This window comes from Anaeromyxobacter sp. Fw109-5, assembly GCF_000017505.1.
Lineage (GTDB): Bacteria > Myxococcota > Myxococcia > Myxococcales > Anaeromyxobacteraceae > Anaeromyxobacter.
In genome coordinates this window covers 2,175,644-2,199,401 of sequence record NC_009675.1, presented here as the reverse complement: position 1 = coordinate 2,199,401, position 23,758 = coordinate 2,175,644, and the positions used below count along the sequence as shown (strand labels likewise).

Genomic DNA, 23,758 nt, shown 5'->3' with positions numbered 1-23,758 from the left:
ATCGGTCCAGGTGCGCTAGACCTTGGGCGCGCCCTGCGGGGCCGCCTTGGGCGGCCAGTTCTCGAGCTTCATCCCGAGCGAGAGGCCCATCTCGGCCAGGATCTCCTTGATCTCCTTGAGCGACTTCCGGCCGAAGTTCTTCGTCTTCAGCATCTCGGCCTCCGTCTTCTGGACGAGATCGCCGATCGTCTTGATGTTGGCGTTCTGGAGGCAGTTCGCGCTCCGCACGGAGAGCTCGAGCTCGTCCACCGACCGGAAGAGGTTCTCGTTGAGCTTCTGCTCCTCGACCGGCTTCACCTCCTCGGCGGGCTCCTCGGCCTCGTCGAAGTTGATGAAGATGGAGAGCTGCTCCTTCACGATCTTCGCCGCGTAGGCGACGGCGTCGTTCGGCGCCACCGACCCGTCGGTCCAGACCTCGAGCGACAGCTTGTCGTAGTCGGTCTGCTGGCCGACGCGGGCGTTGGTGACCTGGTAGTTGACCTTCCGGATCGGGCTGAACAGCGCGTCGATGGGGATGGTCCCGATGGGCTGGCCCGGCACCTTGTTCTTGTCGGCCGGGACGTAGCCACGGCCGCGGCGCGCGGTCATCTCCATCCGCACCCGACCACCCTCGCTGATGGTGAGGATGTGGTGGCCGGGGTTCAGGATCTCCACCTGACCGTCGGCGATGATGTCGCCCGCCTTGATCTCGCGGGGACCGTCCGCCTCGATCCGGAGGGTCTTCACCTCGTTCGTGTGGATCTGGAGGAGGACTTCCTTCAGGTTGAGGATGATGTCGGTGACGTCCTCGGCCACCTCCGGGATCGTCATGAACTCGTGCTCGACGCCCTCGATCTTCACCGAGGTGATGGCGGCGCCCTGCAGGCTCGAGAGGAGCACGCGGCGCAGCGAGTTGCCGAGCGTGATGCCGAAGCCGCGCTCCAGCGGCTCGGCGACGAACTTCCCGTAGGTGTTGGAGAGGCTCTCCTGGTCCACGACCAGGCCGCGCGGCTTGATGAGGTCGCGCCAGTTCTTCGTGACGATGGGATCGACCATGGGCTGTCTCCTCCGCCGCCGCCCCCTCCCCGCTTCCGCTCAGCCATGCGGTCGGGGATCCGTGGGACGCGCGACTGCTTGTGTGATGAGCGGGCCGGCCCCTCGTGCCCGGCCCGCCCGGTGACTCCGCCATCGGTCCGCTCGCCCCGTGCCCCGTCGCAGGACCGGCGAGCCCGAGCCGTGGCTGGCCCGCGCCCGAGCCCGCCGAGGCTCCGAGGAGCCTGGGCGGGCCTGAGGGTGCGTGCCGTTACTTCGAGTACAGCTCGACGATGAGCTGCTCCTGGATCGGCATGGTGATGTCCTCGCGCGAAGGCTGGGTCCTCACCGTGCCCTTGAAGCCGCCCTTGTCCAGCTCGAGCCAGCCCGGGACGCCGCGGCGGTCCACCGCCTCGAGCGCCTCGCTGATGCGGACGACCTTCCTCGAGCGATCCCGCAGCTCGACCTTGTCGCCCGCGCGGCAGAGGTAGCTCGGGATGTTGACCTTGCGGCCGTTCACCTTGAAGTGGCCGTGGCGGACGAGCTGCCGCGCCTCGTTGCGGGTGTCGGCGAAGCCGAGGCGGAACACGACGTTGTCGAGCCGGAGCTCGAGCGTCTGCAGCAGGTTCTCGCCGGTCTTGCCCTTCGCGGCGGCGGCGTTCTGGTACGCGTGGCGGAAGCCGGCCTCGAGGAGGCCGTACATCCGCTTCACCTTCTGCTTCTCACGGAGCTGGACGCCGTACTCCGAGAACTTCACGCGCCCCTGGCCGTGCTGGCCCGGGGGATAAGGGCGGCGCTCGATGGCGCACTTGTCGGTGTAGCACCGGTCGCCCTTCAGGTACATCTTGAGGTTCTCCCGGCGGCAGAGCCGGCAGACGCTTTCGTTGTAGCGAGCCACGTGGTGGTTCTCCTCGATTAGACGCGGCGGCGCTTCGGCGGCCGGCAGCCGTTGTGCGGGATCGGGGTCACGTCCCGGATGAGCGTGATCTTGAGCCCGGCGGCCGAGAGGGCGCGGAGCGCCGACTCACGACCCGCGCCGGGGCCCTTCACGACCACCGAGACGGTCTTGAGGCCGTGCTCCATCGCCTTGGCGGCGGCGTCGCCGGCGGCGACCTGCGCGGCGAACGGGGTCGACTTGCGCGAGCCCTTGAAGCCGCGCGCGCCCGCGCTCGACCAGGAGATCACGTTCCCGGACGCGTCGCAGATCGTGATCATCGTGTTGTTGAAGGTCGACGCGATGTGGACGATGCCCGTCGCGATGTTCTTCTTGACCCGCTTCTTCCCCTTCTTCGGGGTCACGGGGGAGGCGGTCACCGGCTCGATGCCGCCGAGGTTCGGCGCCGAGGGGGCCGCGGCCTCCTCCGGCTTCTTCGTCTGCTGCTTCTCGTCAGCCACTCTGAGATCTCCGGTCTGAGGACGTAGCGGTTACTTCGGCGCCGGCGCGGCCGCCTTGCGCACGAGGCCCTTCTTCGGCCCCTTGCGCGTGCGCGCGTTCGTGTGGGTCCGCTGCCCGCGGACCGGAAGGCCCTTGCGGTGGCGGAGGCCCCGGTAGCAGCCGAGGTCCATGAGCCGCTTGATGTTGAGCGAGATCTCGCGGCGGAGATCGCCCTCGACCTTCACCGCCTGCTCGATGGTCTCGCGGATGCGGCGGACCTCGTCGTCGGTGAGGTCCTTCGTGCGCGTCGTGACATCCACGTTGGCGCGGTGGCAGATGGCCTGCGCGGTCGTCTTGCCGATGCCGTAGATGTACTGGAGGGCGACCTCGATCCGCTTCTCGCGGGGAAGGTCGACGCCGGCGATACGAGCCATTCCGTCTCTCCGTTACTCGCCGGGCCCTAGCCCTGGCGCTGCTTGTGGCGGGGGTTGGCCGGGCAGATGATCCGCACGGTGCCCTTGCGCTTGATGACCTTGCACTTGTCGCAAATCTTCTTGACCGACGCGCGGACCTTCATGACCGACGCCTTTCCCTAAAGACGAAAAACCCCGCCGCTACGGCCGGCGGGACTGGCGGCCCGGGAGCGCTCCATCGCACCCCCGTCCTAGCCGCCCGTATTCTCCGGGCTTTCCCGGAAGGCCGCCCCACGGGAGCGGCTTCGCGAAGGCGGCCCTATAACATAGCGGAATCGCGGCTGCAAGCGGGTCGTGCAGACTCGCGGCGGCCGCCACCGCCTCTCCTAGCCTCCCCCGCCCGTCCCGGCGCCCGCTCGCAGCCCCTCGCGCGAGGACAGGATCTCCGGCCCCGCGGCGGTGATGGCCACGGTGTGCTCGAAGTGAGCCGACAGGCTCCCGTCGGAGGTCACCGCCGTCCAGCCGTCCTCGAGCGTCTCCACGCCGTGGTCGCCGGCGTTCACCATCGGCTCGATGGCGAGGACCATCCCCGGACGGAGGGCAGGCCCCGTGCCGCGTACCCCGAAGTTCGGGATCTGCGGCGGCTCGTGCAGCCTGCGCCCGATGCCGTGCCCGACGAAGTCGCGCACCACCGAGAAGCCGCGCGGCTCGACGTGCGCCTGGACGGCTGCGCCGAGGTCGCCCAGCCGTCCGCCCGGCACCGCCGCGGCGATCGCGCGTGAGAGCGCCTCGCGCGTGGCCTGGAGCAGGCCCGCCGCACCCGCGCCCACCCTCCCCACCGGCACGGTCCGCGCGGAGTCGCCGAACCAGCCGTCCAGCACGACGCCGAAGTCCAGGCCGACCACGTCGCCGTCGCGCAGGACGCGCCCCTCCGACGGGATCCCGTGCACGACCTCGTCGTTCACCGAGACGCAGAGCGACGCCGGGAAGCCGTGGTAGCCGAGGAACGCCGGCTGGGCGCCCCGCTCCCGCGCGCGCGTCCGGGCCAGCCGATCGAGCTCCGCCGTCGTCACCCCGGGCACGGTCGCCGCGGCCACCTCGTCGAGGACGTCGCTCACCACGAGGCAGGCCTCGCGGATACGCGCGATCTCCCCGGGGGTCCGCAGCTCGATGCGGTCGCGCGCGCGCCCGTCCATGACCGGTCCGGCGAGGGCCGGCGCTAGCTCGCCAGGACCCGCTTGGTGACCGCGAGGATGCCCTCGGGCGTGCCGATGCCCTCGACGGTCGCGAGCAGCCCGCGCGCCGAGTAGAAGCGCTTCAGCGGCTCGGTCTTCGCGGCGTACTCGGCCATGCGCTTCTTCACGTTCTCCGGCTTGTCGTCGTCGCGCTGCACGAGGCCAGCGTCGTCGCGGTCGCAGTAGCCCATGCGCCGCGGCGGGTTGGCGGAGACGTGGTAGACGGCGCCGCACTTCGGGCAGCTGCGCCGGCCGCTGATCCGCTCCACGACCGCCTCCTCGGCGACCTCGTAGGAGAGGACGCGGGAGATGGCCCGGCCCGCCGAGGCGAGCAGGCCGTCGAGGTACTCCGCCTGCGCGCTCGTCCGCGGATAGCCGTCGAGGATGAAGCCCTTCGCCACGTCGGGGCGGGAGAGCCGGTCCTTCACCATCTCGTTCGTGATGTCGTCGGTCACGAGCCCGCCGGCGTCCATGATCGCCTGGACGGTCTTGCCGAGCTCCGTCCCGCGCGCCTTGTGGTCGCGGAACATGTCGCCGGTCGAGATGTGAGGGACGCCGTACTCGGCCGCGAGGAGCTTCGCCTGCGTGCCCTTGCCGGCCCCCGGGGGGCCGAGGAGGATGAGGATCATCGCGATCTCCGAGACGCCCTGGGTCCCGCGCCGAGCGGCGCCCAGCGGCGCGTCACGCGTTGACGGCCTGCCCGGTCGAGACCCTGCGGCCCCGGATCCGCGGCCCGCGGGGACCGGTGAAGCCCTCGTAGTGCCGCGTGATGAGGTGCCCCTCGATCTGCTGGACCGTGTCGAGGGCCACGCCCACCACGATGAGCAGGGAGGTGCCGCCGAAGTAGAAGTTGATGTTGAACTCGTTCGTGAGGATGGTCGGCAGCACGCAGACGGCGGCGAGGTAGATCGCGCCGCCGAAGGTGATGCGCGACAGAACGTAGTCGATGTAGTCCGCCGTCTTCTTGCCGGGCCGGATGCCGGGGATGTACCCGCCGTACTTCTTGAGGTTGTCCGCGACGTCCACCGGGTTGAACGTCACCGCGGTGTAGAAGTAGGCGAAGAAGACGATGAGGGCGATGTACAGCACGTTGTAGATCCAGCTGCCCGCCTGGAGCGCGTTGGAGAGCTGGCTGAGCGCCGGGATCCAGCCGCCCAGCGTCGCCGGGAACATCAGCAGCGACGAGGCGAAGATCGGCGGGATGACGCCCGCGGTGTTCACCTTGAGCGGGAGGTGGGTCGACTGGCCGCCGTAGAGCTTCCGGCCCACCACGCGCTTCGCGTACTGGATCGGGATGCGGCGCTGGCCGCGCTCCACGAAGACGATGGCGCCGATCACCACGATCATGATGCCGAGGAGGATCACGAGGCCGAGCTCGCTCATCTGCGAGCCGGGCGCCCTGAACCCCTGGAACGTCGCCCACGCCGCGGACGGGGCGCGCGCGACGATGCCCGCGAAGATGATGAGCGAGATGCCGTTGCCGACGCCGCGCTCGGTGATCTGCTCGCCCATCCACATGATGAACGAGGTGCCGGCGGCGAGGGAGATCATGGTGAGGAGCCGGAAGCCCCAGCCCGGATTTGCCACCACCGAGAGGCCGGACGGATCGCGCAGCGTCTCGAGGTAGGTGGCGATCCCGTAGCCCTGGATCGCGGCGAGGACGACGGTCAGGTAGCGCGTGTACTGGGTGATCTTGCGCCGTCCGAGCTCGCCCTCCTTCTGGAGCTTCTCGAGCGCCGGCACGACCACCGTGAGCAGCTGCAGGATGATCGACGCCGACACGTACGGCATGATGCCGAGCGCGAAGATCGAGAGCTGCTCGAAGGCGCCGCCGGAGAAGAAGTTCAGGAGGCCGAGCAGGTTCCCCGACGAGACGACGTTCTGCATCGCCTGCCGGTCGACGCCCGGGGTGGTGACGTAGATGCCGAGCCGGTAGACGGCGAGCATCCCCAGGGTGAAGAGGAGCCGCTTGCGCAGCTCGGCGATCTTGAAGATGTTCACAAGCCCGCTGACTGCCATGCGCTTCCCTTTCACCTGCGCTCGGCGGGCGGCGCGCCACGCGGGCACGCCGCCGCCGTGCGACGTCCCGCCCTACTTCTTCGCCTGCGCCTTCCTGGCGGCCTTGGCCTTCTCGTACATCGTGACGGGCGCGGGGATGAGCTCCACCGTGCCGCCCGCCTTCTCGATGGCCGCGCGCGCGCCGGCGGTGACGCGGTGCACCTTCACGGTGACGGCGCTCTTGAGCTCGCCGCCGCCGAGGACGACCACGCCGTCCCGGTTCCCGCGCACCAGGCCCGCGCCCTTCAGCGCGGCCGGGTCCACGACGCCCGAGAGGCCGTCGAGGTCGCCGACCTTCACCTCCTCGAACTCACGCCGGAAGACGTTCTTGAAGCCGAACTTCGGGAGGCGGCGCTGGAGCGGCATCTGGCCGCCCTCGAACCCCTCGAAGTGCATGTTGCCGGAGCGGGCCTTCTGGCCCTTGCCGCCGCGGCCCGCGGTCTTGCCGAGGCCAGATCCCTGGCCACGGCCGACGCGCGTGCGCTCGCGGTTCGCGCCCTTGGGCGCCTTGAGCTTGGAAAGCGACATGGAACAGTCTCCTTTTAACACGGGGCGCGCGGCTGTCTAACCCTGCCGGGCCGCCGCCTTCGCCTTCCTGGCCTTCCGCCCCTCGGGCGCAGGCTGGTCCACCCGCTCCCACTCGACGAGGTAGGAGACCTTCGCGATCATCCCCATCGTCTGCGGCGTGTCGGGCAGGATCTTCGTGGAGTCGCGCTTCTTGAGGCCGAGGCCCGCGACGATGGTCCGGTGGGCCGCGGGGCAACCCGCGAGCCCGCGGACGAGCTTCACCTGGATGGCAGCCATGATGTCTCCTTACGCCCCGCCGAGCTCGCCGGCCTGCTTGCCGCGCGCGCGGGCGGCGTCGTCCGCCGAGCGCAGGCGCTTCAGGCCCGCCACGGTCGCCTTGAGGACGTTGTGCGGGTTGCGCGAGCCCTGGCACTTCGTGAGGACGTTCCGGATGCCCGCCGCCTCGAGGACCGCGCGCACGGTGCCGCCGGCGATGACGCCGGTGCCCTCGCCCGCGGGCTTGAGCAGCACCCAGCCCGCGCCGAAGTGGCCGAGCACCTCGTGGGGGATGGTCGTCCCGACGAGCGGAACCTTGAAGAGGTTCTTCTTCGCCTGGTCGCCGCCCTTGCGGATCGCCTCCGGGACCTCGTTCGCCTTCCCGAGGCCCACGCCGACGTAGCCGTTGCCGTCGCCGACGACGACGAGCGCCGAGAAGCTGAACCGGCGGCCGCCCTTCACGACCTTCGCCACGCGGTTGATGTGGACGACCTTGTCCTGGAGCTCGAGCTCGTTCGCGTTGATGGGAGTAGCCATTCGTTACCTTCCTAGAACTTGAGCCCAGCCTCGCGCGCGGCTGCGGCCACCGCCTCGACGCGCCCGTGGTAGTCGAACCCGTTGCGGTCGAACACGACCGCCTCGATCCCCTTCGCCATGGCCGCCTTCGCGAGGGCCTCGCCCACGCGCTTCGCTGCGGCGGTCTTGTCGTCGTCCTTGACCTCGTCCCTGAGCGCCTTCGCGTTCGTCGCGATCGAGACGATGGTGGTGCCCGTCGTGTCGTCCACGAGCTGGGCGTACATGTGCTTGAGGCTCTTGTAGATGGTGAGCCTCGGGCGGGCGGCCGTGCCGGAGATCTTCCGGCGGATGCGGGCCCGGCGCTTCTCGCGCGGCGTGACGTGCTTCGCCATGACGTTCCTCCTTGCGGCGGCGAGGGAACAGCCGCCGCATGAGCGGGGTGGTTGCCGGGCCTAGGCGGCGCCGGTCTTGCCTTCCTTGCGGCGGATGATCTCCTCCGCGTACTTGATGCCCTTGCCCTTGTACGGCTCGGGGGGGCGCAGCGCGCGGATCTTCGCGGCGGTGAGGCCGAGGACGTGCTTGTCCACGCCCTTCACCGTGAGCTTCGTCTGCTTCGCGTCGACCTCGGCGGTCACGCCCTCCGGCAGCTTGAACACCACCGGGTGGGAGAAGCCGAGGGCGAAGTGGATCTCCTTCCCCTTCACCTCGGCCTTGAAGCCGACGCCGTTGATCTCGAGGCCACGCTCGTAGCCCTTCACGACGCCGTCGAGCGCGTTCTTGACCAGCGTGCGGGTGAGGCCGTGCAAGCCCTTCGACTCGGGGGAGTCGTCGGGGCGCGTGACCTGCACCTCGCCCTTGTCCACCGCGACCTTCACGCGCGGATTCGTGGGGAAGGACATCTTGCCCTTGGGCCCCTCGACCTTCACGAGGTTGCCGTCCACGGAGACCTTCACCTTCTCCGGGATCTTCACGGGCAGCTTGCCGATGCGAGACATCTCGGTCGCTCCCTTACCAGACGGTGCAGATCAGCTCGCCGCCGACCTTCTGCTTGCGCGCCTCGCGATCGACCATCACGCCCTTGGACGTGGAGAGGATCGCGATGCCCATGCCGTTGAGCACGCGCGGGATGGAGTCGGTCGGCACGTAGCGCCGCAGGCCCGGCTTCGACACCCGCTTGATGTCGCTGATGGCCGGCTCGCGGTCGCCGCTGTACTTGAGGACGATGGTGATCGCGCCCTGGGGCCCGTCCTCGTGCCGGACGAAGTCCTTGATGAAGCCCTCGTCGCGGAGGACCTCCGCGATCCGGACCTTCAACCGGGAGGCGGGGACCAGGACCTTCTCGTGACGCGCGTTCGACGCGTTGCGGATGCGCGTCAGCATGTCGCCAATGGGATCGGTGAAGCTCATCTCGCGTCTCCCTTACCAGCTCGACTTGATGACGCCGGTGATCTCGCCCTGCAGCGCGCGCTTGCGGAAGCAGAGACGGCACATCTGGAACTTGCGCAGGAACGCGCGCGGCCGGCCGCAGAGGGGGCAGCGGTTGTACTGCCGGACCGGAAACTTCAGCTTGCGCTTGGCCTGCGCCATCTTCGAAAGCTTCGCCATGGGATCTCCTTTTACTGACGGAACGGCATGCCGAGGTGGCGCAGGAGCGCTCGGCCCTCCTCGTCGTTCCGCGCGGTCGTGACGACCGTGATGTTCATCCCTTTGATCTTCTCGACCTTGTCGTAGTTGATCTCGGGGAAGATGATCTGCTCGCGAACGCCGAGCGTGTAGTTGCCCTTGCCGTCGAACGCCTTGGGCGACACGCCCTTGAAGTCGCGCACGCGCGGGAGCGCGATCGAGACGAGGCGGTCGAAGAACTCGTACATGCGGTCGCCGCGGAGCGTGACCATCGCCCCGATCGACTGGCCCTGGCGCAGCTTGAAGTTCGCGATGGACTTGCGCGCCTTCGTCACGACCGGCTTCTGGCCGGTGATGGCGGAGAGCTGCTCGACGGAGGCGTCGATGATCTTGCCGTTGTTGATCGCCTCACCGAGCCCCATGTTCACGACGATCTTCTCGAGCTTCGGGGCCTGCATCGGGTTCGCGAACCCGAGCTCCTTCATCAGCTCGGAGCGGATCTCCTTCTCGTACCGCTCCCTCAGACGCGCTGCCATCGTTCTCTCCCTTGCCTTCGGCCGGCCTCTTCGCGTGCCGGGCGATGCGTTTTCCTACGAACCACCCCTGCCGTCCAAATCCCGACTGGCGAGCCCGCGCCTACTTCGCGGTCTTGCGCCGGTCGGCCCTGGCCTTCTCCTTCGCGCCGAGCTCGCGCTTGATCTTCTCGCGACGGACGGGCTTGTCGCCCACGAGCACCATCACGTTGGAGATGGCGACGGTGCCCTCCTTCTCGATGATCCCGCCCTCCGGCGTGGCCTGGCTGCGCCCCTTCTTCTGGTGGCGCTTCACCAGCATCAGCTTCTCGATCCGGACGCGACCCTTCTCCGGGAGGAGCTCGAGGACCTTGCCCTGCTTCCCCTTCTCCTTGCCGGAGATGATCTTGACCGTGTCGCCCTTGCGGATGCCCGGCATGGCTACAGAACCTCCGGCGCGAGGCTGATGATCTTCATGAACTTCCGGGCGCGGAGCTCGCGCGCCACCGGCCCGAAGATGCGCGTGCCGATGGGCTCGAGGTCCTTGTTGATGAGGACCGCGGAGTTCCCGTCGAAGCGGATGTAGCTGCCGTCCGGCCGCTTGACCTCGCGGCTCGTGCGCACGATGACGGCGCGGGCGACCTCGCCCTTCTTCACCTTGGCCTGGGGGATCGCCTCCTTGACCGAGACGACGATCACGTCGCCGATCGAGGCGTACCTGCGGCGGCTACCCCCGAGCACCTTGATGCACTGGACCTTCTTCGCGCCGGAGTTGTCGGCGACGTCGAGCATGGTCTGCTGCTGGATCATGACCTAGACCTCCGCCTTCTCGAGGGTCTCGGCGATGCGCCAGCGCTTGTCCTTCGACATCGGGCGGGTCTCGACGATCCGGACCTTGTCGCCGATCTGGCAGGCGTTGTTCTCGTCGTGCGCCTTGTACTTCTCGGCGCGCTTCACGATCTTCCCGTACTTCGGATCGGCGACCCGGCGCTCGACCTTGACGACGACGGTCTTCGCCATCTTGTTCGAGACGACCACGCCGATACGGGACTTGCGGTTGCCGCGCTCCATGTCGCTCACTCCTTCGCCTCGAGATCGGTTCGACGCGGCGTAGCCGCCTTCATCTTCGGGGCCCCCTGGGGGGTCGCGGCCTTGGCCGCGGAGATCTCCTTCTCGCGGGCGACCATGAGGATCCGCGCGACTTCGCGCTTGGTCTTGGCGAGATCGGCGGTCGAGTCGAGCACGCCGGTCGAGTGCTTGTTCTTGAGATCGAAGAGCGTCTGCTTCAGCTCCGCCGCGCGTGCGAGAAGCTCGTTCCGCTCCAGCTCGCGCAGCTCCTTGACGGTCGCCATCGCTCGTTCCCTCCTACAGCGTGCTGCCGCGCTTCACGAGCTTCGTCGCGACGGGCAGCTTGTGGGCGGCGAGGTGGAAAGCCTTCTTCGCCGACTCGTCGTCGACGCCCGCCAGCTCGTAGAGCACGCGGCCGGGCTTCACGACGGCCACGTAGTACTCCACGTTGCCCTTGCCGGTGCCCATGCGCGTCTCGGCGGGCTTCTTGGTGATCGGCTTGTCCGGGAAGACCCGGATCCAGAGCTTGCCGCCCCGCTTGACGTAGCGGGTGATCGCCACGCGGGCGGCCTCGATCTGGCGCGCGGTGAGCCAGCCGCACTCGGTGGCCTGCAGGCCGTACTCGCCCTGGTTCAGGTCCGAGCCGCGGTAGGCCTTGCCCCGCATGCGGCCCTTCATCATCTTGCGGTACTTCGTTCGCGCCGGCTGAAGCATGTGCGTCTCCTAGAGGTGTGCTGGGCGCGGCATCAGGGCCGGGCGCCGCCGGCGCTGCGCGGCGGGCGCGCGCTGGCGGACTGGGGCAGCACCTCGCCCCGCATGATCCAGACCTTGCAGCCGATCTTCCCGTAGGTGGTCTTCGCCTCGGCGAACCCGTAGTCGATGTCCGCGCGCAGCGTGTGCAGCGGCACGCGGCCCTCGCGGTACCACTCGTACCGCGCCATCTCCGAGCCGCCGAGGCGGCCGGAGCAGGCCACGCGGATCCCCTTCGCGCCGAACTTGAGGGCCGTCTGGACGGACTTCTTCATGGCGCGGCGGAACGCGATGCGGCGCTCGAGCTGGGTCGCGATGTTCTCGGCGACGAGCTGCGCGTCCGTCTCGGCCTTACGGACCTCGACGACGTTCAGGTAGACCTCGTTGTCGGTCTTACCCTGCAGCTCCTTCTTGATCGTCTCGATGCCCGCGCCGCGCTTGCCGATCACGATGCCCGGCCGCGCCGTGTGCACGTTGATCTTCACCTTGTTCGCGGCGCGCTCGATCTCGATGCGGGAGATGCCGGCCTGGCCGAGCTTCTCCTTCACGTACTCGCGGAGGTGGATGTCCTCGTGCAGCCACTTGGCGTAGTTCTTCTCTTCGTACCACTTCGAATCCCAGGACCGGATGACGCCGAGCCGGAACCCGATCGGATGGACTTTCTGTCCCATGTGCTCTCCTCGATTCCTGGCTACTGCGCGGTCCCGAGCTCGACGTAGACGTGGCTCGTCTTCTTCTCGATGCGGAAGGCCCGGCCCATCGCGCGGGGCATGAAGCGCCGCATCTTGGGGCCCTGGTCGACCGTGAGGGTCTTCACGACGAGGACGTCCACGTCCACGCGGCCGCCCTTCTGCTCGGCGTTCGCCACCGCCGAGCGGATGAGCTTCGAGAGGTGCTTCGCGGCCGCCTGCGGCGTGTACTTCAGCACCGCGAGCGCGTCGCCGACCGGCATCCCGCGCACCTCGTCCGCGACGAGCCGCACCTTGCGCGGCGCGACGCGGAGGAAGCTCAGCGAGGCGTGCGGGCCCGGCGCCGCCTTCGCGGGCCGGTTCGGCTTGGAGCGGCGCGCGGGCACCGGCTGGCGCACGCGCTTGGCGCCCTTCTTCGTGGTCTGGGTCTCGGCCATTTCCGTTCCCTCGCTACTTCCTGGCGGGCGCAGCCGCCGCCTTCTTCTCGGCCGAGTGGCCGTGGAAGGTGCGGGTCGGGGCGAACTCGCCGAGCTTGTGGCCGACCATGTTCTCGGTCACGAACACCGGGACGAACTTGCGCCCGTTGTGGACCGCGAACGTGTGGCCGACGAAGTCCGGCAGGATCGTGCTCCGCCGCGACCAGGTCTTGATGACCGACTTCTTGTTGCCCTTGTTCGCGTCCTCGACCTTCTTCGTGAGGTGCTTGTCCGCGAACGGGCCCTTCTTGATCGAACGCGCCATGAGTCGCTGTCCCTTCTCGCTCGCTACTGGGGCGTGTTGCGCGGGCCCGGCTTGCGGCGCGAGACGATGAACTTGTCAGTGCGGCGGTTGTTGCGAGTCTTCTGGCCCTTGGTCTTCTGGCCCCACGGCGAGACCGGGTGCGGGTTGCCCTGACCGGACTTGCCCTCGCCGCCGCCGTGCGGGTGATCGACCGGGTTCATCGCGAGGCCGCGCACGGTCGGACGGCGGCCGAGGTAGCGGCTCTTGCCCGCCTTGCCGAGGCGGACGGTCGAGTTCTCGACGTTGGAGAGCTGGCCGATGGTCGCCTTGCAGTCCTGCAGGACCTTGCGGACCTCGCCGGACGGCATGCGGATCTGGGCGTACAGCCCCTCCTTCGCCATGAGCTGGCCGAAGGAGCCCGCGGAGCGGATCATCTTCCCGCCGGAGCCGGGCTGGGCCTCGACGTTGTGGATCACGGTGCCGAGCGGGATCGCCTTGATCGGCAGCGCGTTCCCCGGGCGGATGTCGACCGTCTCGCCGGAGACGAGCGTGTCGCCCACGTTCACGCCGACGGGCGCGAGGATGTAGCGCTTCTCGCCGTCCGCGTAGTTCAGCAGCGCGATACGCGCCGTGCGGTTCGGGTCGTACTCGATCGCCGCGACCTTCGCCGGCACGCCGTCCTTGTCGCGCCGCCAGTCGATCACGCGGTAGCGACGCTTGTGGCCGCCGCCGATGTGGCGGGTCGTGATGTGGCCGTGCGCGTTGCGGCCGCCGGACTTGCGGACCGGCTTCGTGAGCTTCTTCTCCGGCTTGGACTTCGTGATCTCCGCGAAGTCCGACACCGTCATGCCCCGTCGGGCAGGGCTCGTCGGCTTGTACTGTTTGAGGGCCATGTTGGTCTCCGTCCCCTCGCCTCTACGTCCCCTCGAAGAGGGCGATCGTCTCGCCTTCCTTGAGGGTCACGAAGGCCTTCTTCCAGTTGGGGCGGCGGCCGACGTTCCGGCCGACGCGCTTGTTCTTCCCGCGCGCGATGGCGGTGCGCACGTCGAGGACGTGCACGTTGAAGAGCTTCTCCACCGCCTGCTTCACCTGGATCTTCGTCGCGTCCCGGTGGACCTCGAAGGCGAACTGACGGTTCGCCTCCCGGTTCCGCTCGGCCTTCTCGGTGATGAGCGGGCGCTTCACCACGTCCTGGATGGCGAGGTTCATGACAGGCTGGCCTCCAGCATCTTCGCGGTCTCGGCCGTCAGCACGAGCGCGTCGTGCTTCAGGATGTCGTAGACGTTGAGCCCCTCGGCCGCGAGGAAGTCCGAGCCGTCGAGGTTCCGCACGCTCCTCGCGAGCGCGGCGTTCGCGGCCGCGTCCACCACGAGCGCCTTCCTCGCGCCGAGCTTCGCGAGCACCTTCGCCGCGGCGGAGGTCTTCGGCTCGGCCGGCTTCCACTCCTGCACGATGACGAGCTTCTGCTCCTGGCTGCGGAGCGCGAGCGCCGAGCGCAGGGCCGCCTTCCGGACCTTCTTCGGAACGTCGTAGGAGTAGTCGCGCGGCTTCGGCCCCATGGCCTTGCCGCCGCCCACCCACTGCGACGCCCGCGTCGAGCCCTGACGGGCGCGACCGGTGTGCTTCTGCTTCCAGGGCTTCTTGCCGCCGCCGGACACGAGGGACCGGTTCTTCACGGCGTGGGTGCCCGAGCGATCGGAGGCGAGCTTCGCCTTCACCACCTCGTAGAAGAGGTGCTCGTTCACCTCGCCCGCGAAGACGGCGTCGGCGAGCTCGATCTCGCCCACCTTCTTCTTGTCGAGGTCGTAGACGTCGAACTTGGCCATGATGTCCCTCGACTACTTGATCTCCACGTCGACGCCGGCGGAGAGGTCGAGCTTCATGAGCGCATCGAGCGTCTGCGGCGTGGGCTCGAGGATGTCGAGCAGCCGCTTGTGCGTCCGAATCTCGAACTGCTCCCGCGACTTCTTGTCGACGTGCGGGCTGCGGAGAACGGTGAACTTGTTGATCCGTGTGGGGAGCGGAATCGGACCGGCCACCTTCGCGCCGGTGCGCTTCGCGGTCTCGACGATCTCCCCGGCCGACTGGTCGAGCAGCTTGTAGTCGTAGGCCTTGAGCCGGATCCGAATCTTCTGAGTCGCCATCGGAAAGCCTTCTCTCCGTCGCTCGGCGCGGCGCGGAGCCTGCCCCCCGAGCTGCAGGGTCAGGCTCCGCCGTTCGCCGGCGGTGCTACCTACTGGATGACCTCGGCCACAACTCCCGCCCCGACCGTCCGGCCGCCCTCGCGGATCGCGAAGCGGAGCTCCTTCTCCATGGCGATGGGCGTGATGAGCTCCACCTCCATGCCGATGTTGTCGCCGGGCATCACCATCTCGACGCCCGCCGGCAGCTGCACCGAGCCCGTCACGTCCGTCGTGCGGAAGTAGAACTGGGGCCGGTACCCGTTGAAGAACGGCGTGTGGCGCCCGCCCTCCTCCTTCGTGAGGACGTAGACCTCCGCCTTGAACTTGGTGTGCGGCGTGATCGAGCCCGGCTTCGCCAGCACCTGACCGCGCTCCACCTCCTCGCGCTTCAGGCCGCGGAGCAGCGCGCCGATGTTGTCGCCCGCCTGCCCCTCGTCGAGCAGCTTGCGGAACATCTCCACGCCCGTCACCACCGTCTTCGCCGTGGGCTTGAGGCCGACCACCTCGACCTCCTCGCCGACCTTGATGATCCCGCGCTCCACGCGCCCGGTCGCCACCGTCCCGCGCCCGGAGATCGAGAACACGTCCTCGACCGGCATCAGGAACGGCTTGTCCGTCGCGCGCTTCGGCGTCGGGATGTAGCTGTCCACCGCGTCCAGCAGCTGCTGGATCGCCGGCTCGCCCAGCTCGCTCTTGTCCCCCTCCAGCGCCTTCAGCGCCGACCCCTTCACGATCGGGATCTCGTTCCCGGGGAACTCGTACTCGCTGAGCAGCTCACGGACCTCGAGCTCCACGAGGTCGAGCAGCTCCTTGTCGTCCACCATGTCGACCTTGTTCAGGAAGACGACCATGTACGGCACGCCCACCTGCCGCGCGAGCAGGATGTGCTCCCGCGTCTGAGGCATCGGGCCGTCCGCCGCGCTGACCACCAGGATGGCGCCGTCCATCTGCGCCGCGCCCGTGATCATGTTCTTCACGTAGTCCGCGTGGCCCGGGCAGTCGACGTGCGCGTAGTGGCGCTTGTCCGTCGAGTACTCGACGTGCGCCGTCGCGATCGTGATGCCGCGCTCGCGCTCCTCCGGCGCCTTGTCGATCTGGTCGTACGCCATGAACTGCGCCCGACCCTGCGTCGCGCAGTACTTCGTGATGGCCGCCGTCAGCGTGGTCTTGCCGTGGTCGACGTGACCGATCGTCCCGACGTTCACGTGCGGCTTGTTGCGCTCGAACTTCTCCTTGGCCATGGCTTCCTCTCTTCCTCTCGGAGTGTCTGGCGGCTACTTGGTGGCCGCGGCGGTGCCCTTCGCCTTGGAGACGATGGTTTCCGCGATGTTGTTCGGGACCTGCGCGTAGTGCTTGAACTGCATCGAGTAGGTGGCGCGGCCCTGCGTCTTGGAGCGGAGGTCGGTGGCGTAGCCGAACATCTCCGCGAGCGGCACGAGCGCCTCGATCACCTGGATGCCCGTCCCCGGGTTCATCGCCTGGATCTTGCCGCGGCGCGAGTTCAGGTCGCCGATGACGTCGCCCATGTAGTCGTCGGGGGTCGTGACCTCGACCGCCATGATCGGCTCGAGGAGGATCGGCTTCGCCTTCGCCGCGCCGTCCTTGAAGCCCATCGAGCCGGCGATCTTGAACGCCATCTCGGACGAGTCGACGTCGTGATAGCTGCCGTCGAACACCTCCACCTTGATGTCGACCACCGGGTAGCCCGCGAGCACGCCGCTCGTCATGGCCTCCTCGATGCCCTTCTGGATCGGGCTAATGAACTCCTTCGGGATCGACCCGCCGACCGTGGCGTTCACGAACTCGAAGCCCTTGCCCGGCTCCTGCGGGATGAGGCGCAGCCAGCAGTGGCCGTACTGGCCGCGGCCGCCGGTCTGCCGGATGTAGCGGCCCTCGGACTCGACCTGCTTCGTGATCGTCTCGCGGTAGGCGACCTGCGGCTTGCCGACGTTCGCCTCGACCTTGAACTCGCGGAACATGCGATCCACGAGGATCTCGAGGTGGAGCTCGCCCATGCCCGCGATGATGGTCTGGCCCGTCTCCTCGTCGGTGTGGACGCGGAAGGAGGGGTCCTCCATCTGCAGGCGGTTCAGGGCGATGCCCATCTTGTCCTGGTCGGCCTTCGACTTGGGCTCGATGGCCACGTCGATCACCGGCTCCGGGAACTCCATCCGCTCGAGGACGACCGGGTTCGCCTCGTCGCAGAGCGTGTCGCCCGTGGTCGTCGCGCGGAGACCGACGGCGGCGGCGATGTCGCCGGCGTAGACCTCCTTGATCTCCTCGCGCTTGTTCGCGTGCATCTGGAGGAGGCGGCCGATGCGCTCCTTCTTGTCCTTCGTCGCGTTCTGCACGTAGGACCCGGCCTCGAGCTTCCCCGAGTACACGCGGAAGAACGTGAGGTTCCCGACGAACGGGTCGTTCATGATCTTGAACGCGAGCGCGCTGAACGGCTCCGAGTCCGAGGTGGCGCGGGTGACCTCCTCACCCTTCAGCGTCACGCCCTTCACGGCCGGAACGTCGAGCGGCCCGGGCAGGAAGTCGACGACCGCGTCGAGGATCTGCTGGACGCCCTTGTTCTTGAAGGCCGTCCCGCAGATGACCGGGAAGAACCTCATCTCGAGCGTGCCCTTGCGCAGGCCGCGGAGGAGCTCCTCGTTCGTGAGCGGGCGACCGTCGAGGTACTTGTGCATCAGCTCGTCGTCGACCTCGGCGGCGGCCTCCTCGAGCTTCGAGCGGTACTCGGCGGCCAGCTCCCGGAGGTTCTCCGGGATCTCGATCTCCTGGTACTTCGCGCCCATCGTCTCGTCGTCGAAGGTGATGCCCTTCATCTTGACGAGGTCGACCATGCCGCGGAACTTGTCCTCGGCGCCGATGGGGATCTGGAGCGACACCGGACGCGCGCTCAGCTTCTGCTGGATGGTCTGGACGGCGCGGAAGTAGTCCGCACCGATGCGGTCCATCTTGTTGATGAAGCAGATGCGCGGGACCTTGTACTTGTCGGCCTGCCGCCAGACCGTCTCGGACTGGGGCTGCACGCCCTGCACGGCGTCGAACACGGCGCACGCGCCGTCGAGGACGCGCAGCGAGCGCTCGACCTCGATCGTGAAGTCGACGTGCCCCGGGGTGTCGATGATGTTCAGCCGGTGATCGCGCCAGAACGCGGTGGTCGCGGCGGAGGTGATGGTGATGCCGCGCTCGCGCTCCTGCTCCATCCAGTCCATGACGGTGGTGCCCTCATGGACCTCGCCGATCTTGTGCGTGACGCCCGTGTAGAAAAGGATGCGCTCGGTCGTAGTCGTCTTGCCGGCATCGATGTGAGCCATGATGCCGAAGTTGCGATAGCGCTCGAGTGGACTGTTACGGGGCATCTGATCGTTCCTTCGAATCCTTCGTGCGTGCGCAAGACCGGTGCGCCGGAGCTCCGGCGACACCGCCAAACCGACCGAGCTGTCAAAGAGCGAAGCGGGCCCGTCTACCGAAACCCCGGCCGGCACAGCCGACCCTGCTCTCCGTCGATCCTCCCTCGACCCTTCCCGCTCACCGCGAGCGACCCGAAGGCCGCCCGCCGCGAGCCCGAGCGATTACCACCGGTAGTGCGCGAAGGCCTTGTTGGCCTCGGCCATCTTGTGCGTGTCCTCGCGCTTCTTCACCGCGTTCCCGCGGTTGTTCGCGGCGTCGATGATCTCGCCGGCGAGCTTCTCCTGCATCGTCTTCTCGCCGCGGGCCTTCGAGTAGTCGATCAGCCAGCGCATTGCAAGCGCGGTGCGACGATCCTGGCGGACCTCGACGGGCACCTGGTACGTGGCGCCACCGACGCGGCGGCTCTTCACCTCGACGACCGGCTTCACGTTGTCGAGCGCCTTCTTGAAGATCTTGAGCGGATCGTCCTTGAGCTTCTGCTCGACCTGGTCGAACGCGCCGTAGATGATGCGCTCGCCGGTGGACTTCTTCCCCTCGCGCATCAGGTTGTTGACGAACTTCGCCACGATCCGGTCCTGGAACTTCGGATCGGGCAGAATCTTGCGCTTCTCGACTTCGCGACGACGAGGCATCGGACCTTATCCTTCTCGGGCTAGCTCGGGCGCTTGGCGCCGTACTTCGAGCGACCCTGCTTGCGGCCCTGCACGCCGACGGCGTCGAGGGTCCCGCGGACGATGTGGTAGCGGACGCCCGGGAGGTCCTTCACGCGGCCCCCGCGGATGAGCACCACCGAGTGCTCCTGCAGGTTGTGGCCGACGCCAGGGATGTAGCTCGTCACCTCGAAGCCGTTCGTGAGGCGGACGCGGGCGACCTTGCGGAGCGCCGAGTTCGGCTTCTTGGGCGTCGTGGTGTACACGCGCGTGCAGACGCCGCGCTTCTGCGGCGACTCCTTGAGCGCGGGCGCCTTCTTCTTCGTGAGGAGCTTCTCGCGCCCCTTGCGCACCAGCTGGCTGATCGTCGGCATCTTGAGCGAGCTCTTTTCCCAGCAAAAACGCGCCGGAATCGTGGGACCCGGGCGCGATGGACAAATCCCGTCGTAAGGGCGGCGGATTATACGGGTGCGCGTTCCGGAGTCAAGCCCTTCCGCGCGTTTGCGCGCGGCGCCCTCCGGACCGCGTCTGGAGCGCGGCTCGATCGCCCGCGCGGGGAGAACAACGGACGCAGTGGAAGACGTCCCTCCTGCCGTGCACGCTGTCGCGCCAGGGCTCGTGCAGCTCGTGGGTAGCGGATCTCGAAGCCGCTCCGATCGAGCTGGCGGGCGAGCGCCTCCCGGGACGAGAACCAGCGCGATCGACCGTCCCCGTAGACGAACACGCTGGCCCCTCGACGAGGCGCTCGCCCGCGGGCCGCGAGCGCCGCCGCCGCGCGCCGCCGCAGGGAAGCGTGGAGGCCTCAGCGGCGCGAAGAGCGGCCCGGCCAGCCGGCCGCGGCGAGGAGCGCGCGCGTCGCGGCCGACATCCCGACCTCGGCGAGCGCCTCCGGGGGCACGAGCCGGACGCCCTCCCCGTGCGCACGCCGCGCCGGCACCACGCACGCGTGCGCGCGCAGCGTCAAGGTCCGATGGGTGAGCGTCCGCGTCACCTCGCCCCGCGGAGCTCCGACGGCGACGCGCGCGCCGAAGCGCCCGCGCAGCTCGCGGAGGAGGGCCGCCGCGGCGTGCGCCTCCGTCGCGCCGGTCGAGTCCACCGCGGGGAGATCCCACAGGCCGCCCAGAAGGCCGCCCGGGGCCCGGCGCACCAGGACGAGCGCGCCGCCCACCTCCGCCACCGCGCACGCCATGGTCACCGCCCGGCGAGCGCCTCTCCGTCGCGCGGGCGGCACCTGCTCGGCGCGTCCCAGCCTCCGCGCCGCGCAGCTCGTCCGCAGCGGACAGCGCGCGCAGCCAGGGGCGGCCTTGCGGCACACCATCGCCCCGAGCTCCATGAGCGCCTGGTTGAAGTCGCCGGGGCGATCGGGCGGGACGAGCTCGCCGGCGAGGTCCCACAGGCGGCGCTGCGTCGCCGGCGCGGCGAGGCTCCCCTCGACGCAGAAGAGCCGCGCGAGCACGCGCGCCACGTTGCCGTCCACGGCGGGGGCTGGCCGCGCGAAGGCGATGCTCGCGACGGCACCCGCGGTGTAGGGGCCGAAGCCGGGGAGCGCGCGCAGCGCGTCGACCGCGGACGGCAGCGCGCCGTGGCGCGCGAGCGCCGCGCGCGCGGCCGCGTGGAGGTTGCGGGCGCGGGCGTAGTAGCCGAGGCCTCTCCACCGCGCGAGCACCTCGTCCTCGGGGGCCGCCGCCAGCGCCTCGAGCGTCGGGAACCGCGCGACGAACCGCTCGAAGTACGGCACCACGGTCGCGACCTGGGTCTGCTGCAGCATCACCTCCGAGATCCACACGCGGTACGGATCCGCCCCGCGCTGCGCGAAGCGCCAGGGGAGGGCGCGGCGCTCGGCGTCGTACCAGGCGAGGAGGCGGCGGCGCAGCGCGGCCCGGCGGCCGGACGGGACGATCACGCCGCGCAGCGTAGGGTCCGCTCCCGGGAGCGGTCAAACGGCGGGGGCGTCCGCGGGCAGCCGGGCGGCGGGGTGCCCACGTTGAAGTCGATGCGAGGAGCGAGCGAGGCGTGGTCGGAGCTGGAGCGGGCGGGCGGCCGTTCGGTGCGGCACCCGTGGGTCGGGACGCTCGCGCGCGCGGGGTACGTCGCGAAGGGGGCGGTGTACGCCGTCATCGGGGTGCTCGCGCTCCGCCTCGCGCTCGGCGAGGGAGGGCGCACCACCGACACGAAGGGCGCGCTCGCCACCGTCGCCCAGGCGCCCCTCGGCGGCGCCCTCGTCGCGGCCCTGGCGCTCGGCCTCGTGGGCATGGCCCTCTGGTTCGAGGTCCAGGCGTTCGCGGATCCCGACGGCGAGCGGCGCCAGGGTGCCTGGGCGATCCTGTCGCGCGTCGGCCAGGGGATCGCGGGGCTGGGCTACGCGTCGCTGGCGCTCGCCGCGGTGCGGCTCGCGTTCGGGGAGGGCGCCGGCCGGGGAGGCGACGCCGCGGCGCGAAGCTGGACCGCTCGCGTGCTCGAGCTCCCCGCCGGACGCGCGCTGGTCTTCGCGGGCGCGGCCATCGTGATCTTCCTGGGCGCGCGGCAGATCTGGAACGCCGTCGGCGGGAAGTTCCTGAAGCACGTGGAGCTGACCTCCGCCGGGCGCTGGGTGCGCCGGTGGGCGCCGCGCCTGGGCGCGATCGGCTTCGTCACGCAGGGCTTGGTGTTCGTGCTCGTCGGCCTCTTCTTCGGGCAGGCGGCGTTCGAGCGCGACCCGCGCGAGGCGACCGGGCTCGACGGCGCGCTGGAGACCCTGGCGCGGCAGCCGTTCGGGCAGGTGCTGCTCGGCCTCGCGGCGCTCGGCCTGCTCGCCTACGCGGCCTTCGCCGTCGTGGAGGGTCGCTACCGCCGCATCCGCGGCGGCTGAGGTCCCCCTCCCCCCCACGTCGCGTCCCGAGACGAGAAACGGCCCGAACCGGCGCGGTCCGGGCCGAGGTCCGTGCGCGGGCCGGCCGGCTACGCGATGCGCTTCTCGACCGCCTCCCAGCTCACGTTCTTGAAGAACGCGTCCACGTACTTCGCTCGCTCCGTCGCGAGGTAGTCGCGCATGTACGCGTGCTCCCAGCCGTCCATCACCAGCACCGGCTTGAAGCCGACCGGCACGTTGTCCTGGTGCAGGTTGATCCAGTGGTTCGAGAGCCAGCCGGTCGTGGGGTCCTGGAACGTCATCGCCCAGCCGATGCCCGGCATGGTGGCGATGGCGCGGAAGTCGGCGAGCCACGTCTCGTACTTGCCGAACGACGCCTCGAGCGCCTTGCGGAGCTTGCCGCCGGACGGAGGCTCGGCCTGCGCGCCGGGCGCCATGTTGTCGAAGTAGTACTCGTGGTTCACCATGCCGCTGTACTCGAAGCCCAGGCGGCGGGTCAGCTCGGCGAACACCGGATCGGCGCCCGAGGCCTTGCCGTCGGCGCAGATGGCCTGGAGCTTCTCCGTGAGCGCGTTGGTGCGCTTCACGTACCCCTCGTAGAGCTTCAGGTGCTCCTCGAGCTGCTTGTCCGAGATGCCGTTCAGCCCCCGGACCTTGGAGAAGTCGCGCGGGGTGTATCGCTTCACGTCAGCCATGTTCCCTCCGGTGGGCTCGAGAGCCGGTGAGCGGCGATGCGGTGCCGTTTCGGTGAGCGGGAAGTAGTTTCGCGCCCCGGATGCGTCAAGGGGCCGAACGGGGGCCCGGACGGGACCACCATTCACGGTCAGGCAATGCTCGGCATCGGCTTCAGGCTTTGGGCTTCAGGAGAAGCGCCCCTCGATCCCGAACCTTGCTGGAGCCCGTCGCCGTGGCCCCGTAGCCCGTAGCCCGCAGCCCGTAGCCTGGATCGGCCGCACGCCGGAGGAGCGGACGCCGCGCCCGGACGCTCGTCCGTCCCGCGTGCTATAGGTCCCGCGCATGCCATCCCGGGTTCGCCCCCCCGGGCGCCGCCGCCTCCTCCGGATCGCCCTCGTCCTCCTCGTCGTCGTCCTCCTCGCGGTCGCCTCGATCGCGGGGCTCTGGCTCGCCACGCCCGACGTCGCGCGGCTCGCGCGCACGAACCCGCGCACCACCGCCCTCATCGCGCAGCGCCAGGCGGAGGCGAAGGCGAGGCGCCGCCCCTTCCACGCGCGGCAGGTGTGGGTGAGCCTCGACCGCGTGTCGCCGCGGCTCGTCGAGGCGGTGCTGCTCTCGGAGGACGCGAACTTCTTCGGGCACGACGGGCTGGACTGGGAGGCGATCCGCCTCGCCGCCGAGCACGACCTCAAGACCCGCCGGTTCGCGCGCGGCGCCTCCACCCTCACCCAGCAGCTCGCGAAGAACCTGTGGCTCGGGACCGAGAAGAGCCTCCTGCGCAAGGCCAGGGAGGCGGTGCTCGCTGCGAAGCTCGAGCGCGAGCTCTCGAAGCGCCGGATCCTCGCGCTCTACCTGAACGTCGCGGAGTGGGACGACGGCGTGTTCGGCGTCGAGGCGGGCGCCCGCGCGAGGTTCGGCGTCTCCGCCGCCGCGCTCACGACCGCGCAGGCGGTGGTGCTGGCGTCCATCCTCCCCGCGCCGCGGAAGGTGGACCTCGACCATCCCTCCTCCTGGCTGAGGCGCCGCAGCAGACGCCTCCTCGACCGCATGCGCGCGGCCGGGCGCATCTCCGCCGACGAGCACCTGCACGCGAGCGCGGAGCTGGAGCGGATCCTCGCAGGGCCAGCGCCGGCGGACGATCGCGACGAGCCCCCGGAAGACGAGGCGACGACGTCCCCCCCGTCCCCGGCGGCGGGTGGCGAGGTCGCGGCGGGCTGACGGCGATCCGC

36 protein-coding genes are annotated in these 23,758 nt (G+C 69.4%); 2 read left to right on the top strand and 34 right to left on the bottom strand.

Features of this window, described 5'->3' with window-relative positions:
• Positions 1 to 15 precede the first annotated feature (15 nt).
• The 33 genes from ANAE109_RS09875 to mutY all read right to left on the bottom strand — a co-directional run bounded on the left by ANAE109_RS09875 (position 16) and on the right by mutY (position 20,909).
• Positions 16 to 1,035 (bottom strand): DNA-directed RNA polymerase subunit alpha, encoded by a 1,020-nt coding sequence (locus tag ANAE109_RS09875; RefSeq protein WP_012096719.1) that lies wholly within the window; start codon positions 1,033 to 1,035, stop codon positions 16 to 18.
• Between the two features lie 247 nt (positions 1,036 to 1,282).
• Positions 1,283 to 1,909: a 30S ribosomal protein S4 gene (gene rpsD, locus ANAE109_RS09870; protein WP_012096718.1), complete on the bottom strand. Its 627-nt coding sequence runs from the start codon at positions 1,907 to 1,909 to the stop codon at positions 1,283 to 1,285.
• 17 nt (positions 1,910 to 1,926) lie between these two features.
• Positions 1,927 to 2,310: a 30S ribosomal protein S11 gene (gene rpsK / locus ANAE109_RS09865; protein ID WP_200860916.1), complete on the bottom strand. Its 384-nt coding sequence runs from the start codon at positions 2,308 to 2,310 to the stop codon at positions 1,927 to 1,929.
• Between the two features lie 126 nt (positions 2,311 to 2,436).
• Positions 2,437 to 2,820 (bottom strand): 30S ribosomal protein S13, encoded by a 384-nt coding sequence (rpsM, locus tag ANAE109_RS09860; RefSeq protein WP_012096716.1) that lies wholly within the window; start codon positions 2,818 to 2,820, stop codon positions 2,437 to 2,439.
• Positions 2,821 to 2,846: 26 nt separating this feature from the next.
• Complete coding sequence (gene rpmJ, locus ANAE109_RS24110) at positions 2,847 to 2,963, bottom strand: 50S ribosomal protein L36 (RefSeq protein ID WP_011420977.1); 117 nt, start codon at positions 2,961 to 2,963, stop codon at positions 2,847 to 2,849.
• 222 nt (positions 2,964 to 3,185) lie between these two features.
• Positions 3,186 to 3,995, bottom strand: a complete 810-nt coding sequence (gene map, locus ANAE109_RS09855; RefSeq protein ID WP_012096715.1) for a type I methionyl aminopeptidase — start codon at positions 3,993 to 3,995, stop codon at positions 3,186 to 3,188.
• 23 nt (positions 3,996 to 4,018) lie between these two features.
• On the bottom strand, positions 4,019 to 4,663 hold the full coding sequence (locus tag ANAE109_RS09850; RefSeq protein ID WP_012096714.1) for an adenylate kinase: 645 nt from the start codon (positions 4,661 to 4,663) through the stop codon (positions 4,019 to 4,021).
• Between the two features lie 52 nt (positions 4,664 to 4,715).
• Positions 4,716 to 6,053 carry a preprotein translocase subunit SecY gene (gene secY / locus ANAE109_RS09845; RefSeq protein ID WP_012096713.1) on the bottom strand — a complete coding sequence of 446 codons (1,338 nt, stop codon included), beginning with the start codon at positions 6,051 to 6,053 and terminating at the stop codon, positions 4,716 to 4,718.
• Positions 6,054 to 6,125: 72 nt separating this feature from the next.
• Positions 6,126 to 6,620: a 50S ribosomal protein L15 gene (gene rplO / locus ANAE109_RS09840; RefSeq protein ID WP_012096712.1), complete on the bottom strand. Its 495-nt coding sequence runs from the start codon at positions 6,618 to 6,620 to the stop codon at positions 6,126 to 6,128.
• 36 nt (positions 6,621 to 6,656) lie between these two features.
• Complete coding sequence (gene rpmD, locus ANAE109_RS09835) at positions 6,657 to 6,896, bottom strand: 50S ribosomal protein L30 (protein WP_012096711.1); 240 nt, start codon at positions 6,894 to 6,896, stop codon at positions 6,657 to 6,659.
• A 9-nt stretch (positions 6,897 to 6,905) separates the two neighbouring features.
• Positions 6,906 to 7,412: a 30S ribosomal protein S5 gene (gene rpsE, locus ANAE109_RS09830; RefSeq protein ID WP_012096710.1), complete on the bottom strand. Its 507-nt coding sequence runs from the start codon at positions 7,410 to 7,412 to the stop codon at positions 6,906 to 6,908.
• 11 nt (positions 7,413 to 7,423) lie between these two features.
• Positions 7,424 to 7,783 carry a 50S ribosomal protein L18 gene (gene rplR, locus ANAE109_RS09825; protein ID WP_012096709.1) on the bottom strand — a complete coding sequence of 120 codons (360 nt, stop codon included), beginning with the start codon at positions 7,781 to 7,783 and terminating at the stop codon, positions 7,424 to 7,426.
• A 60-nt stretch (positions 7,784 to 7,843) separates the two neighbouring features.
• Complete coding sequence (gene rplF / locus ANAE109_RS09820) at positions 7,844 to 8,386, bottom strand: 50S ribosomal protein L6 (protein ID WP_012096708.1); 543 nt, start codon at positions 8,384 to 8,386, stop codon at positions 7,844 to 7,846.
• A gap of 13 nt (positions 8,387 to 8,399) precedes the next feature.
• A complete protein-coding gene (gene rpsH, locus ANAE109_RS09815; RefSeq protein ID WP_012096707.1) occupies positions 8,400 to 8,798 on the bottom strand; it encodes a 30S ribosomal protein S8 in 399 nt (132 codons plus the stop codon).
• A 12-nt stretch (positions 8,799 to 8,810) separates the two neighbouring features.
• The gene (locus ANAE109_RS09810) at positions 8,811 to 8,996 is read right to left on the bottom strand and encodes a type Z 30S ribosomal protein S14 (protein ID WP_012096706.1); all 186 of its coding nucleotides are present in this window, start codon (positions 8,994 to 8,996) and stop codon (positions 8,811 to 8,813) included.
• 11 nt (positions 8,997 to 9,007) lie between these two features.
• The gene (gene rplE, locus ANAE109_RS09805; RefSeq protein ID WP_012096705.1) at positions 9,008 to 9,550 is read right to left on the bottom strand and encodes a 50S ribosomal protein L5; all 543 of its coding nucleotides are present in this window, start codon (positions 9,548 to 9,550) and stop codon (positions 9,008 to 9,010) included.
• A gap of 100 nt (positions 9,551 to 9,650) precedes the next feature.
• Positions 9,651 to 9,965, bottom strand: a complete 315-nt coding sequence (rplX, locus tag ANAE109_RS09800; RefSeq protein WP_012096704.1) for a 50S ribosomal protein L24 — start codon at positions 9,963 to 9,965, stop codon at positions 9,651 to 9,653.
• A 2-nt stretch (positions 9,966 to 9,967) separates the two neighbouring features.
• Positions 9,968 to 10,336, bottom strand: coding sequence for a 50S ribosomal protein L14 (gene rplN / locus ANAE109_RS09795; RefSeq protein ID WP_012096703.1), 369 nt, complete (start codon positions 10,334 to 10,336; stop codon positions 9,968 to 9,970).
• Between the two features lie 3 nt (positions 10,337 to 10,339).
• Positions 10,340 to 10,597: a 30S ribosomal protein S17 gene (gene rpsQ, locus ANAE109_RS09790; RefSeq protein ID WP_012096702.1), complete on the bottom strand. Its 258-nt coding sequence runs from the start codon at positions 10,595 to 10,597 to the stop codon at positions 10,340 to 10,342.
• 5 nt (positions 10,598 to 10,602) lie between these two features.
• Entirely contained in the window at positions 10,603 to 10,878 is a 276-nt protein-coding gene (rpmC, locus tag ANAE109_RS09785; RefSeq protein ID WP_012096701.1) for a 50S ribosomal protein L29, read from the bottom strand.
• A gap of 13 nt (positions 10,879 to 10,891) precedes the next feature.
• Positions 10,892 to 11,308, bottom strand: a complete 417-nt coding sequence (gene rplP / locus ANAE109_RS09780; RefSeq protein ID WP_012096700.1) for a 50S ribosomal protein L16 — start codon at positions 11,306 to 11,308, stop codon at positions 10,892 to 10,894.
• Between the two features lie 32 nt (positions 11,309 to 11,340).
• Complete coding sequence (gene rpsC, locus ANAE109_RS09775; protein ID WP_012096699.1) at positions 11,341 to 12,015, bottom strand: 30S ribosomal protein S3; 675 nt, start codon at positions 12,013 to 12,015, stop codon at positions 11,341 to 11,343.
• A gap of 20 nt (positions 12,016 to 12,035) precedes the next feature.
• Positions 12,036 to 12,470, bottom strand: a complete 435-nt coding sequence (gene rplV / locus ANAE109_RS09770) for a 50S ribosomal protein L22 (protein ID WP_012096698.1) — start codon at positions 12,468 to 12,470, stop codon at positions 12,036 to 12,038.
• Positions 12,471 to 12,483: 13 nt separating this feature from the next.
• Positions 12,484 to 12,774 carry a 30S ribosomal protein S19 gene (rpsS, locus tag ANAE109_RS09765; RefSeq protein WP_012096696.1) on the bottom strand — a complete coding sequence of 97 codons (291 nt, stop codon included), beginning with the start codon at positions 12,772 to 12,774 and terminating at the stop codon, positions 12,484 to 12,486.
• 23 nt (positions 12,775 to 12,797) lie between these two features.
• The gene (gene rplB, locus ANAE109_RS09760) at positions 12,798 to 13,646 is read right to left on the bottom strand and encodes a 50S ribosomal protein L2 (RefSeq protein ID WP_012096695.1); all 849 of its coding nucleotides are present in this window, start codon (positions 13,644 to 13,646) and stop codon (positions 12,798 to 12,800) included.
• A 22-nt stretch (positions 13,647 to 13,668) separates the two neighbouring features.
• Positions 13,669 to 13,962 carry a 50S ribosomal protein L23 gene (locus tag ANAE109_RS09755; protein ID WP_012096694.1) on the bottom strand — a complete coding sequence of 98 codons (294 nt, stop codon included), beginning with the start codon at positions 13,960 to 13,962 and terminating at the stop codon, positions 13,669 to 13,671.
• Positions 13,959 to 14,579 carry a 50S ribosomal protein L4 gene (gene rplD, locus ANAE109_RS09750; protein ID WP_012096693.1) on the bottom strand — a complete coding sequence of 207 codons (621 nt, stop codon included), beginning with the start codon at positions 14,577 to 14,579 and terminating at the stop codon, positions 13,959 to 13,961. Before rplD ends, ANAE109_RS09755 begins: the two co-directional genes overlap by 4 nt.
• A 12-nt stretch (positions 14,580 to 14,591) precedes the next feature.
• Positions 14,592 to 14,897, bottom strand: a complete 306-nt coding sequence (gene rpsJ / locus ANAE109_RS09745; protein WP_011421000.1) for a 30S ribosomal protein S10 — start codon at positions 14,895 to 14,897, stop codon at positions 14,592 to 14,594.
• 89 nt (positions 14,898 to 14,986) lie between these two features.
• Positions 14,987 to 16,177 carry an elongation factor Tu gene (gene tuf, locus ANAE109_RS09740; RefSeq protein WP_012096692.1) on the bottom strand — a complete coding sequence of 397 codons (1,191 nt, stop codon included), beginning with the start codon at positions 16,175 to 16,177 and terminating at the stop codon, positions 14,987 to 14,989.
• A 33-nt stretch (positions 16,178 to 16,210) separates the two neighbouring features.
• Entirely contained in the window at positions 16,211 to 18,304 is a 2,094-nt protein-coding gene (fusA, locus tag ANAE109_RS09735; RefSeq protein ID WP_012096691.1) for an elongation factor G, read from the bottom strand.
• 213 nt (positions 18,305 to 18,517) lie between these two features.
• Positions 18,518 to 18,988, bottom strand: coding sequence for a 30S ribosomal protein S7 (gene rpsG, locus ANAE109_RS09730; RefSeq protein WP_012096690.1), 471 nt, complete (start codon positions 18,986 to 18,988; stop codon positions 18,518 to 18,520).
• Positions 18,989 to 19,008: 20 nt separating this feature from the next.
• Positions 19,009 to 19,380, bottom strand: coding sequence for a 30S ribosomal protein S12 (rpsL, locus tag ANAE109_RS09725; protein WP_012096689.1), 372 nt, complete (start codon positions 19,378 to 19,380; stop codon positions 19,009 to 19,011).
• 428 nt (positions 19,381 to 19,808) lie between these two features.
• Positions 19,809 to 20,909 carry an A/G-specific adenine glycosylase gene (mutY, locus tag ANAE109_RS09720; protein WP_012096688.1) on the bottom strand — a complete coding sequence of 367 codons (1,101 nt, stop codon included), beginning with the start codon at positions 20,907 to 20,909 and terminating at the stop codon, positions 19,809 to 19,811.
• A 90-nt stretch (positions 20,910 to 20,999) separates the two neighbouring features.
• Here mutY and ANAE109_RS09715 point away from each other — a divergent pair, with 90 nt between their 5' ends.
• Positions 21,000 to 21,854 carry a DUF1206 domain-containing protein gene (locus ANAE109_RS09715; protein WP_012096687.1) on the top strand — a complete coding sequence of 285 codons (855 nt, stop codon included), beginning with the start codon at positions 21,000 to 21,002 and terminating at the stop codon, positions 21,852 to 21,854.
• 89 nt (positions 21,855 to 21,943) lie between these two features.
• Here ANAE109_RS09715 and ANAE109_RS09710 read toward each other — a convergent pair whose 3' ends face one another.
• Entirely contained in the window at positions 21,944 to 22,549 is a 606-nt protein-coding gene (locus tag ANAE109_RS09710; RefSeq protein WP_012096686.1) for a superoxide dismutase, read from the bottom strand.
• A gap of 322 nt (positions 22,550 to 22,871) precedes the next feature.
• On the opposite strand from ANAE109_RS09710, the gene mtgA reads away from it, so the two are divergent.
• Positions 22,872 to 23,747, top strand: a complete 876-nt coding sequence (gene mtgA, locus ANAE109_RS09705) for a monofunctional biosynthetic peptidoglycan transglycosylase (RefSeq protein WP_012096685.1) — start codon at positions 22,872 to 22,874, stop codon at positions 23,745 to 23,747.
• The last annotated feature ends 11 nt before the right edge of the window (positions 23,748 to 23,758 follow it).